This is a genomic window from Nocardia sp. NPDC059236, from assembly GCF_042754085.1.
GTDB lineage: Bacteria > Actinomycetota > Actinomycetes > Mycobacteriales > Mycobacteriaceae > Nocardia.
In genome coordinates, this window is the sequence record NZ_JBHZAF010000028.1 from 43,321 (window position 1) to 57,881 (window position 14,561).

The 14,561-nt window shown below is 68.9% G+C and carries 11 protein-coding genes and 1 pseudogene; 7 read left to right on the plus strand and 5 right to left on the minus strand.

The annotated features are described in order from the left end of the window. Positions 1–2: 2 nt before the first annotated feature. The gene (locus ACFXIV_RS42545; protein ID WP_379402643.1) at positions 3–1,820 is read right to left on the minus strand and encodes a methylmalonyl-CoA mutase family protein; all 1,818 of its coding nucleotides are present in this window, start codon (positions 1,818–1,820) and stop codon (positions 3–5) included. A gap of 168 nt (positions 1,821–1,988) precedes the next feature. Here ACFXIV_RS42545 and ACFXIV_RS42550 point away from each other — a divergent pair, with 168 nt between their 5' ends. Then, on the plus strand, positions 1,989–2,702 hold the full coding sequence (locus tag ACFXIV_RS42550; RefSeq protein WP_379402644.1) for a TVP38/TMEM64 family protein: 714 nt from the start codon (positions 1,989–1,991) through the stop codon (positions 2,700–2,702). Here ACFXIV_RS42550 and ACFXIV_RS42555 read toward each other — a convergent pair. The 3 genes from ACFXIV_RS42555 to ACFXIV_RS42565 all read right to left on the minus strand — a co-directional run bounded on the left by ACFXIV_RS42555 (position 2,681) and on the right by ACFXIV_RS42565 (position 9,120). Continuing rightward, complete coding sequence (locus ACFXIV_RS42555; protein ID WP_379402645.1) at positions 2,681–6,256, minus strand: hypothetical protein; 3,576 nt, start codon at positions 6,254–6,256, stop codon at positions 2,681–2,683. The two genes, ACFXIV_RS42550 and ACFXIV_RS42555, sit on opposite strands and share 22 nt — an antisense overlap. Positions 6,257–6,263: 7 nt before the next feature. After that, positions 6,264–7,556 carry an ABC transporter substrate-binding protein gene (locus ACFXIV_RS42560; protein ID WP_379402646.1) on the minus strand — a complete coding sequence of 431 codons (1,293 nt, stop codon included), beginning with the start codon at positions 7,554–7,556 and terminating at the stop codon, positions 6,264–6,266. Between the two features lie 223 nt (positions 7,557–7,779). Further along, a complete protein-coding gene (locus ACFXIV_RS42565; RefSeq protein ID WP_379402647.1) occupies positions 7,780–9,120 on the minus strand; it encodes a lipase family protein in 1,341 nt (446 codons plus the stop codon). 182 nt (positions 9,121–9,302) lie between these two features. Here ACFXIV_RS42565 and ACFXIV_RS42570 point away from each other — a divergent pair. Both ACFXIV_RS42570 and ACFXIV_RS42575 read left to right on the plus strand, forming a co-directional pair. Further along, a pseudogene (locus tag ACFXIV_RS42570) lies at positions 9,303–9,440 on the plus strand (ABC transporter permease); the annotation flags it as partial. A gap of 98 nt (positions 9,441–9,538) precedes the next feature. After that, a complete protein-coding gene (locus ACFXIV_RS42575; RefSeq protein ID WP_379402648.1) occupies positions 9,539–10,000 on the plus strand; it encodes an ABC transporter ATP-binding protein in 462 nt (153 codons plus the stop codon). 78 nt (positions 10,001–10,078) lie between these two features. Here ACFXIV_RS42575 and ACFXIV_RS42580 read toward each other — a convergent pair whose 3' ends face one another. Beyond that, positions 10,079–10,414, minus strand: coding sequence for a transglycosylase family protein (locus tag ACFXIV_RS42580; protein WP_379402649.1), 336 nt, complete (start codon positions 10,412–10,414; stop codon positions 10,079–10,081). Positions 10,415–10,852: 438 nt separating this feature from the next. Here ACFXIV_RS42580 and ACFXIV_RS42585 point away from each other — a divergent pair, with 438 nt between their 5' ends. The 4 genes from ACFXIV_RS42585 (at position 10,853) to ACFXIV_RS42600 (ending at position 14,543) form a co-directional block, all read left to right on the plus strand. Further along, complete coding sequence (locus ACFXIV_RS42585) at positions 10,853–11,593, plus strand: IclR family transcriptional regulator (RefSeq protein ID WP_379402650.1); 741 nt, start codon at positions 10,853–10,855, stop codon at positions 11,591–11,593. Positions 11,594–11,765: 172 nt separating this feature from the next. Beyond that, a complete protein-coding gene (locus ACFXIV_RS42590; protein WP_379402651.1) occupies positions 11,766–12,845 on the plus strand; it encodes an ABC transporter substrate-binding protein in 1,080 nt (359 codons plus the stop codon). Continuing rightward, entirely contained in the window at positions 12,842–13,678 is an 837-nt protein-coding gene (locus ACFXIV_RS42595) for an ABC transporter ATP-binding protein (RefSeq protein ID WP_379402652.1), read from the plus strand. Before ACFXIV_RS42590 ends, ACFXIV_RS42595 begins: the two co-directional genes overlap by 4 nt. After that, entirely contained in the window at positions 13,671–14,543 is an 873-nt protein-coding gene (locus ACFXIV_RS42600; RefSeq protein WP_379402653.1) for an ABC transporter permease, read from the plus strand. Before ACFXIV_RS42595 ends, ACFXIV_RS42600 begins: the two co-directional genes overlap by 8 nt. The last annotated feature ends 18 nt before the right edge of the window (positions 14,544–14,561 follow it).

Genomic DNA, 14,561 nt, shown 5'->3' on the forward strand with positions numbered 1-14,561 from the left:
CTCTACGCTCCCAGCTTTTCGAGCAGGCCGGTCAGAGCCGCCACAGCATCCATCCGGGCCGCCACGAAGCCATCCGGGCGCTGCGCGCCGGTCAGCTCCGCGACCGCCTTCTCGGGTCCGGCCAGCAGCACAGTGGTCACACCGGCAGCCCGCAATTCGTCCACGGCCGCGGCGGCGTCGGTGCCGTAGCGGGTGTCGGAGCCGCACAGCACGGCGATCGACGGGCCGGCCTCGGCGACCGCCTCGATGCCGCCGGAGGCCAGCAGGTTGGTGGTGAAGGTGACACGAACATTGTTCTCCGACACCGGGCCCAGCGGAACCAGGCGCACCTGCGGGCGCACGCCGTTGGCGGCCAGGTAGGCGTCGGAGCGGTTGCGCAGCGCCTCGAAGGCCGCGCCGTAGCGGGCCGGCGAGGTCTTGGCGCGCGCGGCCTCCGACAGCGGCTTCTCGCCCAGGTTCGGGAACTCGTTGACGCCGGTGACGGCCGTCTTGCGGTGCGCCACATCGGAATCGCGCTTCGCCTTGGTCTCGGCGATGCGCTCGGCGAGCAGGCCCGCCTGCAGCGCGGCAAGGTAGCCGCCGGCGGCCTCGATCTCCTGCATGAACTCCCACGCCTTGGCGGCGAGCTCGTCGGTCAGCGACTCCACGTACCAGGAGCCCGCGCCCGGGTCCTGCACGTGGCCGAGGCGGGATTCCTCGAGCAGCAGCAGCTGGGTGTTGCGGGCCATGCGCTCCGAGAACGCCTTGGACACCTCGAGCTCCCCCGCGGGCAGCGCGTCGTCGAAGGGCAGCACGGTGACGATGTCCGCGCCACCGACACCCGCACCGAACGCGGCGAGGGTGGTGCGCAGCATGTTCACCCACGGGTCGCGCTGGCTCATCATGGCCGCGGACGTGATCGCCTGCTGCGGCGCGTTACCGAAGGCCGGAGCCCCGCAGACCTGCGCGACGCGCGCCCAGAGTCGCCGGGCGGCACGGAATTTGGCGATGGTCTCGAACTGGTCGTCGGTGGCGGCGAAGCGGAACTCCAGCTGCTCCAGCGCATCCGCGATGTCGGCCCCGGCGTCGGTGAGCGAGCGCAGGTACTCCAGGCCCGCGGCCACCGCCGCACCCAGTTCCTGGGCGTCGGAGGCGCCGGAATTGTGGAAGGCCACGCCGCACACGGTGATCGCGCGGACCGTCTCGGTGCGGGCCACCGCCTGCTGGGCCAGCGCGACCGCGCCGTCCAGGTCGATGGCCGAGGAGCCGGCGAACAGGCTCGTCAGCGGGGTGGCGCCCAGCGAGACCCGAATGTCCTTGCGGTTCGGGGCCTCATAGCCGTCGAGCACCGAGAACAGTGCGGCCGCAGCCTCATTGGCGGCCGGCCCGGCGTCGAGGGTGAGCGGCGCCAGCTCGAAGAGGAAGCCCTGCAGTGCGGTGGCCAGCCCGTCGACCGGCACGCCGCGCTCGGCGACACCCAGCCACACCGCGCTCACGCCGTTGTCGAGCGCGAAGAGAATGTCCTCGTTCACGGCCTCGGCATCGGGGCCGCCGAAACGCTGGCTGACGAACCAGCCACGGTGCACGTCGCGGGTGGCGTCGCCACCGCGCACGTAGGGGAACTGCCCGGGCAGCGGCTGCTCGGGCAGTTCGTCGCGGCGCGTGTAGAGCGGGTTGACGGTCAGGCCGTCATAGGTCGTGACCGCGAGCAGCTTCTCCGGCTCATCCGGCAAGTCGCTCGCATCCACCCTGCGGGCCTTCGCCAGCACCCCGGCGACACCCTTGCGCCAGGCGGCATACTCGGGCACCGGATCGGTGTCCGAGTCGGAAGCAATCGGCATAGCTGCTGTTCCTTCTTCCACTCCCTGACCGGATGGCCGTCGCACCGGCATTCACCCAGCTCAACGGCCACTTTGGTTAACGAGCATTCATCGTCTTTCCCCTGATGCTAGCGGCAGCCTCGAGATAACGGTCTCCGGAGTCTCACTACCAGCGGGTAACCTGGCGCGGTGCCAACAACCGTGCGTGTGCCGCTCGAGCGGGTATCCGGGCTGCTCAGCCGTCTCCGTCAACCGCGAAATCTGGCCTTGCTGATCGGCTGCGGGCTACTTTTCGCGCTGGCCGCCTTCGCACCGCACCCGGCACCCCAGCAGATCCGGCAGTGGGCCGACTCGGTCGGGCCGCTGCTGCCGCTGGTGTTCTTCGCGGTGCACACGCTGGTATGTGTCGCGCCCTTCCCGCGCACCATCTTCACCCTCAGCGCGGGCATGCTGTTCGGCTCGGTGGAGGGACTCACACTGGCCCTCGCCGCCACGACACTCAGTGCGGTGCTGGCGCTGTGGCTGGTGCGCGCCCTCGATCACGAGCGGGTGCGCGCGCGGCTCACCCATCCGACCGTGCAGGCGGTCGACACCCGGTTGGCGCGGCGGGGCTGGCTGGCGATCGGATCGCTGCGGCTGATCGCGTTCGCGCCGTTCTCGATCGTGAACTATTGCGCCGCACTGTCTTCGATCCGGTTCACCCCGTACCTGATCGCCACCTTCATCGGAATCATCCCGGGCACCGTGGGCACGGTGCTGCTGGGCGACGCCCTCACCAATCGCACCTCCCCCGCCCAATTGATCGTCACGGCAGCCTGTTTGGCGGTCGGCGTGATCGGGTTGGTCGTGGACGCGAGGATGGCCGTGGCGGAACCCGAGGCTCAGCCGGAGCCCGTCGCCTGATCGGGCGGCAGCAGCGGCCACTGGTCGAAGCCGGGTAGCGAATCCAGGGGCGGTGCGGGTTCGATCAGCTCGTTCAGTTGCGCGAGCAGGTCATCCTGGTGTGCCTCGGCGTAATTCAGCGCGCTGTCGAGGTCGTGTGCCCGGACCAGCCAGCCGATGGCCCGACGGACCACCTCGGCCGGTGCGGCGCCATCGGAGTCGAGGAGAAACGCGGCGAGCGTCGGCTCGACCGCCGCGGCCGACCCCAGATGTTGCAGGCACCGGCCGGTGCCGAGATCGTCGGCGAGAGCGCGCCATTCGCCCAGGGCGGTCTGCCATCGCACCAGCGCATGCCGCGGTTCGCCCACCGACCAGTCGAGAACACCCGCGATCTCGTGCACGTGGGCCAGCCCGCTGGGGTCGCGCCCGCCCGCGGCCATGGATTCGGCCAATTCCAGGCGGTCGCGTGCGGCGGTGTGCCGCCCCTGCACGAGGTGCGCGATCGCCATGTTCACCAGGGCGCACACCTCACCGGCGACGTCTTCGCGCGGTAGCAGCCACCACGCCTGTTCCAGGAGGTTGACCGCCTTGCTCAGATTCGCGTCCGTGGTGTCCATGGCCTCCAGGGCCTGTCGATGCAGGGCGCGAGCGCGCAGGCTGCGGGACACCGTCCACGGGCTGTAGCGCGCCGGTCGCCGCTCCGGCACCGTCGCGCGGATATCGGCCAGCGCATGCAGCGGGCCGTATCGGGTCACGGACGTGATCGTCACCATCGCTGCCGCCGGGCCGGGGTCGTGCGGGCCGCCGCCCGTGCCCGGGCTGTCCTCCGCGCGTCCGGTGCGCGCATACCAGATGTCCAGCGCGTCAGCGATCGCGGCCAGATCCGGCACCACCGCGCGGACCCGGTTCAGCAGGGTGTTGTTCGCCTGTCCCGCTTCCGGTTCGGCCCGTTGCGCACAGTTGCGCAGGAGGAGACAGAGCCGGGGCTCCTCGTTCTCGAACCAGCGGCGCGCGACCACGGCGTGTGCCGGAAGATCGAGCGCCCGCGCCCACAGCGTGGCCTCCTCGGCGTGCCTGCGGAGCAGCACCGCGAGCGCGGCCCGCCACTCGGGCGTCTCGGTGATGGCGGGATCCTCGCCGGCGGACGGGACCTCGGCCAGCCGGTAGCGCCCCGGCGGCATCGGCTCCACCGCGCCCGCTCTGGTCAGGCTCGCCAATAGTCGCGGTGCGGAGGGTGATTCGGTCTCCGCCGTGGTGGCGGGGAGCCGAGCCGCGGCGCTCGCCCCGAGCACATCGAGGAGCACCGCAGTCTCATAGGTTCGAATGGGCAGCTCGCGGAGCACGGCCGCGGCCCAATTGCCCCTCAGCTCCGGGTTCGTCTCCGGCTCGGGCTCCGGCCCCCAGGGCGCTTCGGGATCGGGCAACTCCACGGGTCGCGGACCCCTGAGCCCGGCGCGATCCTGCACCAATCGATAACCGCGCCGGGCGGATTCGGTGAGAAAGTAGGCGAGAACGACCCACCCGACGGCGGACTCGGTCCACCGCACGGCGGGGTTCGCCTTGAACGCTTCGGTCATCACATTGGCGATCAGGGTGGCGATACCGATGCCCACCAGCGCCGGTCCGCCCAGCAGCCACTGCCACACCGCGGATTTCGGCGTGGCCATGAGGCTGCGGCTCTCGCGGGCCAGCTCGGTGGACTCGGGTCCGCCGGGCGCGGATTCGGTTTCGCTCATATCCGCGCTCCCCCGGCCAGGCCCGGCACCAGCCAGCGTCGCCAGCACACCAGCAGCAGCACCAGCGGGACGACCGCCGAGACCAGCGCCCCGGTCGCGAGTTGGGCGGAGCTCTCGTCGAATTGGCGGGTGTAGCCCCACAGCAGCAGCGACCATGGGCTGCCCCCGGTGCCGTTGACCAGCAGTCCGATGAAGAAGTCGTTCCACACCTGGATGAACTCCAGCACCGCCACCGCGACGACGGCCGGCACCACGGCACCCAGCCGGGCGACGATGGTGCGCAGCGATGCCAGTCCGTACAGGGCATCGGCGGCCGGGGTGTAGGCCGGTGCGAGGAGGGCCCCGCGCAGGACGAGAATCGAGATCGGCAGTCCCGCGGCGGCATGGGTGAAGATCAAGGGGACCAGGGTGCCGAACCAGCCGGAGGACCCGATCACCCGCTGCAGTGCGCCCAGATACGGGCAGCACGGTCAGAATCACCAGGCAGGGCACCGCGATTCGGACGCGCGCGGCGGCCAGCCAGTGGGCGACCGGCAGTGCGAAGGCCACGACCATCACGGTCGCGGGGACCGCCACGGTCAGGGTGGTGCGCAGTGCGTCGCGCAGGGCCGGATCGATCGTGACAGCTGGTACGCCAACGGCTTTCGGCCCGACGGTCCCGTGCAGCGCGACGTAGACCAGCTCCCCGATCGGCGACAGCACCACCAGCACGGCGACTCCCACCAGCAGCCAGCGCGGAATGGCCCGCCACAGGGGCAGGTGCTCGCGCCACGCGGAGGGGCGCGGGCGCAGCGGACGCGGACCGCTCGGGCGGCGCACATTGATCCGATCCTGCGCGAACAGCGCGGCCAGCACGAGAGCGGCCGTCAATGGCAGGGCGTACGCGGCCGCTTCGCCGCACGAATTCGCCTCGCACGCACTGTTGAGACGCCACCATTCCACGGTCGCGGTGCCGACATCGTGTTGCAGCGACCGCGGCACGGCACCGAGTACCGCGTCGAATACCCGGGCCGCGGCGACCGCCACCACCAGGAAGGCCACGGAGGCGACGGGCCGCACCTGCGCCCACAACCGGATCGGGATGAGCCAGCGCGGACCGCCGGCCAATTCCGGGGCGCGCACCGGATCGTCCTCGATCGCGAGGATGGCGGCACGGAACAGGCCGACCAGCAGTCCGAGCCAGGTCCAGACGAAGGCCGCCACCAGAACCGCTTCGAACGCATAGCGTTCCGCTGCGACACCGCTGAAATACCGTCCGCGCGTGACGGTTTCGAGTATCAGCCGGAAGGCGATCCCCGAGGTGAAGGCCGAGACGCCGAACGGCACGATGAACGGCCACCACAGCCACGGCAGGCGTCGGCTGGGCCAGGCCAGCACCAGGGCCACACCGACCAGGACGATGGCCAGCGCCACCCAGCCCGCGGTGTGTAGGTACGCGCTGCGGCTCGCGCGGGGCAGCTCCCGCCACACCACCAGGGATCCGGCCGCCAGGCAACCGAGCCCGAGCGCGGCCGCGAACGCCCACACGGTGAACGCGAACAGGCTTGGCAGGGCGGCCATTCCGGTGCGCAGCCGCCGCCGGTCGACGACGAGCAGAGTGCCGCCACCGAACAGTTGCAGTCCGCAGCCGAGGGCGAGCCCCGGATGCGTGCGCGCGCCGAGCCCGACGGTGTACAGCGCCGGAGCCACCAGCAGCAGCCCCATCAGCACGACGGCCGGTGCCCGGACCAGGTAGTTGACCACGACCTCGACGTGCGGATGCCGGCCCGGCACCAGCGGCCCCGACAGCCTGCGGGTGGCGAGTGTCAGTTCGAGGCCGTTGGAATGCACCGAATACACGCGTATCTCACCCCTGCCGATTGCGTTCCAGCTCGTAGATGGCGTCCACGGCGGTGCGCACGGCCGCGGCGGCGCGCTGCGACGAATTCGCCGCAGTGCCATCGAGATCCATCAGGAATTGCGTGATGATCCCCCACAGCGGATTGTCGCCGCCCCGCGAACCGATGCGGTCGGCCAGGTCGAATTCGGTCCAGGAGCGGACGCGCGGACCGAGGGGTTCGAGCATGGCCGAATAGGCCGGGCGGGTGCGCAGGTCGGGTGCGATGAATCCGCCTTCCTTTCCGATCCAGCTGCCGGGGGCATCGGGCAGCGACAGCAAGCGGATCAGTTCGCCTGCCGCGTCCTTGGCCGATCGGGTCAGGACCATGACGTCGCCGCCGCCGATCACCGGGCCGTCGCGGAATCCGGGGAGGATGCTCGGAAACAGCGACACCCCGACGGCCTGTTTCATCGCCACGTCATCGCCGCGGAAACAACTCCTGACTATCGGCTCGGCGAAATCGGGCGCCACCACCATGGCCGCGTCACCCTTGGCGAACACCTCGCGCACGGCATCGGGAAATTGCTGGGTGAGCGCTCGGCCGATACTGCCGGGAAAGGCATTCGGAAAACCCCAGATTCCGGCGAGGGTCTCGAGTGCCCGGGTGATTTCGGCACGCCGCTGCCCGGGACGCCAGTCGTTCGGGCTCACCACGCTCTCGTAGGCGTCGGGTGACTGGGCGAGCAGCACATTCGCGAAGAAGTCGGCGAGCATCCAGCCGTCGGCCGCGCCCAGCGCCAACGGGTGGGTTCCACTGCGCGCCAGGCGGTCCAGCAGGACGGGCCACTGCCACGGCGCCCAGCTGCCCGGTGGCGGCAGGCCGAGCCGTCGAAACTTCGCCAGGTCGAACCACACCAGCGATTTGCAGGAGGCCTTGAACGGCAGTCCGTAGAGCCGATTGCCGGACACCGTCTCGACATGCACCAGTTCCCACCAGCCGTGGGCATAACGCGGCGCTTTCCATTCATCGCCCCACAATGATTCGTCGAGCGCGCGCAGCCGTCCGTCCTGCGCCAACCGGGTTATCTGCCCGAGTTGCGGCAACACCACGATGTCCGGCGTGTACCGGCCGGCCGAGAACACCGTCCCCACATCGTCGCCCAGGGTGAATACCTGCGTGCTGTGCGAAAACTGGTGGGAATCCCGCAGATCGGCGAGCACGTCCTCGAATGCCCGCAACTCCGCGCCGCCCCAGGGCACCGCGAGTTTCACCGTGTCGGAATTCGGCCCGGACACGAAGGGGGTGCACGCCGCAGCCATCGGAAGCAGTGCGCCTGCACGCAAAATGGTTCTGCGGGTCGCCATTCCGTCCCCCCAACCGATGCGACTTTGCCCCGGTTCCGGCCTCGGTGCGGGACACGTTACTCCTGTGGACGGACCGGCACGATCGCTATTCGCGAGCCGGCCCCACCCCCGCGCTGCGCCCCACGCCACTGCGGTCAGGACGAAATGGACAGCAGCGCGGGGGTTTTCGCGGCGGGAGTCAGTCGAGGGTGCAGCCCGAGATCGGCACGTCGTCGAGGCGATCGACCAGGTAGCCGATCGCATTGTCGGTGCCGAAGCCGTCGATCAATTCGGGGCCGAAATGGTTCGGGAGGGTGGCCCCGGGCAGGATCGGGGGCAGCTCGTCGGTCCGGAAGCTGACGGTGGCGCCCCTGCCGCACCACTCGGTGGCGAGTTGCCGGGCCTGACCGTAGGGGACGGTGTCGTCGTTGCGGCCGCTGGTGATCAGGACAGGGCTTGCCGGAGTGAGGTTTCCGATGTGCTGCTGCCGCAGGATGTCCTCGGCCTCGGGGACCTCCTGCAGGTGATCGATCATCGGCCGATGATCGACGGTGAATTCGGTGCTGCGCAGGAACGGGTGCTTCAGGATCACATCACCGATGCACTCGTTGCCCAGGTCGCTCAACAGCGCCTTGCCCTCCGGCGTGGTGCGTTCGTCCAGAATCGGCTGCAGATCGGGGTAGCGCGCGACGAAACCGTTGAGCGCGAACCCGATCACGCCGCTGATCAGACTGCCGTCGGCCCGCTTCAGCACCTCGGTCAGATCCGCGACCGGCGCGCCCGCCCACGTTCCCTTCAGGTTCAGTTCGGGGGCGTAGTCGGGTTGCATCTCGACCGCTGCGGCCGTGGCGCCGCCACCCTGGGAGTACCCCCACAGCGCCAGCGGTGTGTCATCGCCGGAACCGGCGAGGTTGTTGGCCGCGCGCGCGGCGTCGAGGACGGCGTGGGCCTCCTCGACGCGGTTGACATAGGTATGGGTCCCCGGTGTTCCCATGCCGATGTAGTCCGCCACGAAGACGCGGGCGCCCAGCGAATTCCACACCAGCGCCGAGATCGCCTCCTGGTTCGCGGAGAAGGTCGGCGGCGTGATGCTCGCGTACATCCCGGTCGAGAAGGCCAGCGACACCGCGCATTGATCGCCCTGACCGGTGGTGCCGGGCGCGATGACGATGGTGGGCCGCGGCCCGGACCCGTGCCAGGGCCGGGTGGAATCGAGGAAGACACCGGTCGCCGCGACGGGCGTGCCGTCCTGCATCCGGGTCGTGTACATGACCTGTTCAGCGGGCAACGGCCAGACTCCGTTGTCCGCCGGCTGCGCCAGGTAGGCCGAGATATCGGTGGTCTTGATGATCGCTCCGCGCGTCGAATCGAATTGCGCAGGGGGAACATAGAAGTCGTTGACCGGATCGGCGGAGGCCGACCCCGGAACGGCGGCGGCACCGGCGGCGGTCAGGCACAGCGCCGCCGCGATGGCGAGGGCGTGATCGACCTTCCGGGACGTGTGTCGCTTCCCAGGATTCGGACGGCGTTGTCCAGACATTTTCTGCTTTCTCTGCGGACTCGCGAGTAACACCGTTACTCGAGTAACGCGGTTACTCTAGCCACAGGCGAAGACCGTGGGAAGAGGGTTGACTCCGGTCCGACCCACATTCACCCTTCAGAATCACGCTGACGGCCGACCGGATCAACGCCGCGCGCTCCCTGGGCGCGAATCGGATCCAGGTGATCGGCCGCGTCCTGCTGCCCGCCACGCTCCCCGACCTCATCGGCGGCATCCGGGTCGCGGTCGGCTTCGCCTGGACCACCGTGGTCGCCGCCGAACTCGACAATGGCATTCCCGGCATCGGCGGGCTCGCCTATCTGGCCGGTCAGCAACTCAATACACCGCTGACCATGGCCCGCATCATTGTCATCGGTCTCTGGATACGGACCTCGAGTTCGGTCCGAAATGCCGAGGTGTGGATCGGAAGACGCGGCGCGCCGAGGCGCAGCGCCTGCTCGAGCTGGTCGGGCTCGGTGATGCCGGCGGCAAGCGGCCCTACGAGCTGTCCGGCGGCATGCAGCAGCGGGCACAGATCGCGCGGGTGCTGGTCAACGATCCGCGCATCATCCTCATGGACGAACCGTTCGGGGCGCTGGATCAGCTCACCCGGGAGCTGCTGCAGGTGGAGCTGCTGCGACTGTGGCGCGAATCGGGCAAAACCATTGTGTTCGTGACCCATTCGGTGGAGGAGGCGGTATTCCTCTCCACCCGGGTCCTGGTCATGAGTACCCGTCCGGGGCGAATCATCGTGGACCGTGAGGTCGTATTACCGGGCGATGACGAGGCGGGCGCCCGGGCCATCACCGTCACCGCGACACCCGAATTCCAGGCCCTCAAAACCGAATTGGCGAAGGCGATCTACGCAGCCCACGTTTGATCATGAATACGACGATGGCCCGTGCCGCAACTTTGCGGAACGGGCCATCGGACGTTTCGAACCGACGCGAAACCTGAATTACAGGTAGGCGCCGCACACGGGCCAGGCGCCCGCACCCTGACCGGCGAGCACGTTCTCCGCGACGCGGATCTGGTCCTCACGACTGGCGTTGGCAGCACTGCCGCCACCACCGTATGCGTTCCAGGTACTCTGGGTGAACTGCAGACCGCCGTAGAACCCGTTGCCGGTGTTGGCGCCCCAGTTGCCGCTGCTCTCGCACTGCGCGACAGCGTCCCAGTTGTGCCCGGCGGCCGAGGCGGTCGCGGTGGACAGCGCGAACGGGATGGACACGAGCGCACCGATGGCCGCAGCGGCGGCGAATGTGCGGGTGGTGAGCTTCCGGTTGCGATGCATAAGGTATTTCCTCGCCTGCGCCCGCCGGCCCGCGCTCTCGGCTGCGGGTCCCCGTCCCCAGGGGTTTCTCGGTTGCTCTCGAATCGCGGGACGGAGTTGCCGGTGTTCGTCGATTCGAGCGGGGCCCGGTCGAATCCGAGCCATGAAACGACGGTAACGGATCAATCACGTTAGATCACGTAACGATCACGGGCAGTTGACAGATCGATGTCTGGGATGCTCAATCCGTTTTTGCAGTTCGCATCGGAATTTCGTCGAATGACATTTCTGGAATTCGTAAACTATTTTGTGACGGAGGTCACGCGAAAATAGTGACCTCGATCGCGCAATACAAACACGAAACAAAACGATCCGCGCCCCGAAATCGCCCTCCGACCGGCTCGGATCGCGGTGCGCACAATCATTGCCCCAGTTCAGCGCCCTGACCATAGTGCCTCCATGGCCGATGAACCCCGCTCCGGAGCACGCGCTGTCGACCGTGCGATCCAGGTGCTGAATTGCTTCCACGGCGACGATCCGGAGCTGTCGCTGAGCGAACTCGCCCAGCGGGCCCGGCTGCCCGTCAGCACCGCACACCGTCTCGCCCAGGCGCTGGTGCGTGGCGGCCTGCTCGAGCAGGGCCCAGCCGGTGATCGCTACCGCGTCGGGCACGGGCTGGCGACCCTGGCCCGGCCCGCACTCGCCCGGCTGGGTCTGGAGTCCGCTGCGCCGCATCTGTACGCGCTCGCCGCGGGCATCAGGATCACGGTCAGCGTGAGCGTGATGGACGACAGCGACGCGCTCACCGTCTTCCAGGCCCGACCACCGATCCACTTCTGCCACCACCAGGTGCCGCGGTCCCGGCAGTCCCTGCACGCCAGTGCAGCGGGCCACGCCCTGCTGGCCCACTCCCCCGCCCGCGCCGCCGCCGACGTCGACCTGGACCGGGTCCGCCGCACCGGCTTCGCCTCCGAGCTGATCGAGACCGACGACCCCATCCGCGCCCTGGCGGTGCCCATCGTCGGGCCCGGCCGGCAGGTGCACGGGGCGCTGGCGGTGCAGGCCCGCTCGGCCCGCCTGGACAGCGAGCTGATCCGGGCCGTCGTGCCCGCCATGCGGATCGCCGCGGGCCGGATCGCACCGCTGTTCCAGACCACCGACGGCGCGGTGCCCGCCGCCGCCGAGTTTCGCTCACGCTGATTTCCACATGGTGAAACGCCGGTTGCCGCACCGCAGCGCCCATCGCAGCATGTGACCACCGCCGAATCATCGCCAGTTCCCCTGTCCGGCAAAGGAATCCCCATGACGCTCTGTTGTCGCCCAGCCCTCGAATCCCACCGAGCGACAGTCGTATTCACCGAAAGACTCCCCCATGGCATTCCCTCCCCGCCGGACCCGGGTGCGCCGCGCCCTCGCCGCCGCGTTCGCCGTCTCCAGTGCTCTGGTCCTGCTCACCGGCTGCGCGAAAACCGACGCGGGCACGACCGCCGACGGTAGGACCGTCCTCCGCTATCAGGGCTCGACCGGTCAGGTCTCCGCCTTCGAACTGGCCGCCGACCTCGGCTACTTCAGCAAGATCGACCTCCACTGGGAGGGCGACACCACCAGCGGGCCGGCCAATATCCAGGCCGCCGCCACCAAGCAGGTCGAATTCGGCAGCGCCTTCAACGGCGCGGTCATCAAGCTGGTCGCGGGCGGCGCTCCCGTCACCGCTGTCCTCAGCTCCTACGGGGCCGACGAACTCAACTTCACCGGCTACTTCGTCCGCGACAATTCCGGCATCACTTCCGCGCGCGACCTCATCGGCAAGAAGGTCGGCGTCAACACCCTGGGTGCACACCACGAGTTCATCACCCGGCAGTGGCTGCACGACCAGGGGCTCAGCGATCAGGAGATCAAGCAGGTCCAGCTGGTCGTGTTGCCGCCCGCCAGTACCGAGGACGCGCTGCGCAATGGCCAGATCGATGTGGCCGCGCTCGGTGGCGTCTTCCGTGACACCGCCGTCGGGCGGGGCGGGGTGCATCCGCTCTACACCGACAAGGACCTGTTCGGACAGTTCGATTACGGCACTTACGTTTTCCGCAACGACTACCTGAAGTCGCATGCCGCGGCCGTTGCCGATTTCGTGCAGGGCACCGCACGGGCCACCCGCTGGCTGCAGGTCACGCCCCGCGACGAGGTGGTGGCGCGGTTCGCCGACATCATCCACCAGCGCGGGCACAACGAGAACACCGGACTGCTGCAGTACTACAAGAGCTCGGGTATCCCCGTCCCCGGCGGCGTGATCGCCGAACGCGAACTGCAGATCTGGATCGACTGGCTGGTCCGCAATGGGGAACTGCCCGCGGGCAAGCTCGCGGCCAAGGACCTCTACACCAACAAGGACAATCCCTACGCCAACGGCACCTACCCGGCCACCAGCGGTCCCAGCGGTGAGGCGGTGGCGAAATGAGTTCCGCGACCGTCAAACTCGCGCTCACCGGGGTCAGCAAGGAATTCGCCGTGCGCGGGGAGCAGGAGAGTTTCACCGCGCTCGCCGATATCAGCGTCGATGTACGGGACGGTGAGTTCCTGGTCCTGGTCGGGCCCAGCGGCTCGGGCAAGTCCACCCTGCTGGATCTGCTCGGCGGGCTCGGCAAACCCACCTCCGGACAGATCCTGCTGGACGGGGCGCCGGTGACGGGACCCGGTCTGGACCGCGGGATCGTCTTCCAGCAGTACGCGCTGCTGCCCTGGCGCACCGCCCGGGCGAATATCGAATTCGGGCTGGAGGCCAAGGGCATTCGCCGCCGCGAACGCCGCGAGATCGCCGAGCACTATCTCGAACTGGTCGGCCTGGCCGGATTCGGGAACCGCTATCCGCACGAATTGTCCGGCGGCATGAAACAGCGGGTCGCCATCGCCCGCAGCCTGGCCTTCGACCCGGAGGTGCTGCTGATGGACGAGCCCTTCGCCGCCCTCGACGCCCAGACCCGGGAGTCGTTGCAGGACGAGCTGTTACGGATCTGGCGGGCCACCGGCAAGACGGTGCTGTTCATCACCCACGGCATCGACGAGGCGGTGTACCTGGGGCAGCGCGTGGCGGTGCTGACCTCGCGGCCCGGGCGGATCAAGGCGGTCGTGGACATCGACCTCGACCGTGCCGGGGATCCGGATATCCGTTCCAGCGAACGATTCCGCGAACTACGCCATCACGTCTGGTCCCTGCTGCACGACGAGGTCGCGCGGGCACAGGACCTCGAGCAGGCCGCGCTCACCGCCGACAAGAGGAGCTCCCATGTCTAGCGCACTGCAACTCGTCGAAGCATCCATCGATCTCCGTCCGGAGCCGGCCGGCACCGGCGACGGCACCCACACGGAAACCCGGCGTGCTCCGGCCGTGCTGCCCACCGTCGCCAGCATCGCATGGCGAATCGGCAAGCCCGCCATCGTGATCGCGGCCTTCCTCGCCCTGTGGGAAGCCGCGCCACGGCTGGGGCTGGTGGACGAGGTGTTCCTGCCGCCGTTCTCGACGGTCGTGCAGGCCGGGCTCGAGCTCATCCGCAACGGCCAACTGTGGGAACACGTCTCGGCCAGCGTGACCCGGTCGCTCATCGGCTTCTCGATCGCCCTGGTCGCGGCCATTCCGGTGGGTGTGGCCATTGCCTGGTACCGGCCGGTGGCGGAGTTCCTGAGCCCGGTGCTGGAACTGTTCCGCAATACCGCCGCCCTGGCGCTGCTGCCGGTGTTCATCCTGATCCTCGGCATCGGCGAGACCTCCAAGATCGCGCTGGTGGTGTACGCCGGGTTCTTCCCGATTCTGCTCAACACCATCAGCGGGGTGCGGACGGTCGATCCGCTGCTCGTGAAATCGGCTGTCTCGCTGGGATTCTCGCCGCTCCGCCTGTTCCAGAAGGTGATCCTGCCCGCCGCCGTGCCGTCGATCTTCACCGGCATCCGCATGGCCGCGTCCGGATCGATCCTGGTGCTCATCGCCGCCGAGATGTTCGGGGCCCGCTCCGGGCTCGGCTACCTGATCACCGCCGCCCAGCAGAACTTCCAGATTCCGGACATGTACGCCGGGATCGTGGCCATCGCCGTGGTCGGACTCACCTACAACGGCGTGCTCGTGGCCATCGAGCGACGGCTGTCCCGCTGGCGCGCCCACTGAAATCCGTCGAAGGAACCC

Bases quoted from the DNA above. Each gene is read 5' to 3' on its own strand.
- ACFXIV_RS42580 (WP_379402649.1), bottom strand. From the start codon at position 10,414: ATGCATCGCAACCGGAAGCTCACCACCCGCACATTCGCCGCCGCTGCG.
- ACFXIV_RS42585 (WP_379402650.1), top strand. From the start codon at position 10,853: ATGGCCGATGAACCCCGCTCCGGAGCACGCGCTGTCGACCGTGCGATC.
- ACFXIV_RS42595 (WP_379402652.1), top strand. From the start codon at position 12,842: ATGAGTTCCGCGACCGTCAAACTCGCGCTCACCGGGGTCAGCAAGGAA.
- ACFXIV_RS42565 (WP_379402647.1), bottom strand. From the start codon at position 9,120: ATGTCTGGACAACGCCGTCCGAATCCTGGGAAGCGACACACGTCCCGG.
- ACFXIV_RS42560 (WP_379402646.1), bottom strand. From the start codon at position 7,556: ATGGCTGCGGCGTGCACCCCCTTCGTGTCCGGGCCGAATTCCGACACG.
- ACFXIV_RS42545 (WP_379402643.1), bottom strand. From the start codon at position 1,820: ATGCCGATTGCTTCCGACTCGGACACCGATCCGGTGCCCGAGTATGCC.
- ACFXIV_RS42600 (WP_379402653.1), top strand. From the start codon at position 13,671: ATGTCTAGCGCACTGCAACTCGTCGAAGCATCCATCGATCTCCGTCCG.
- ACFXIV_RS42590 (WP_379402651.1), top strand. From the start codon at position 11,766: ATGGCATTCCCTCCCCGCCGGACCCGGGTGCGCCGCGCCCTCGCCGCC.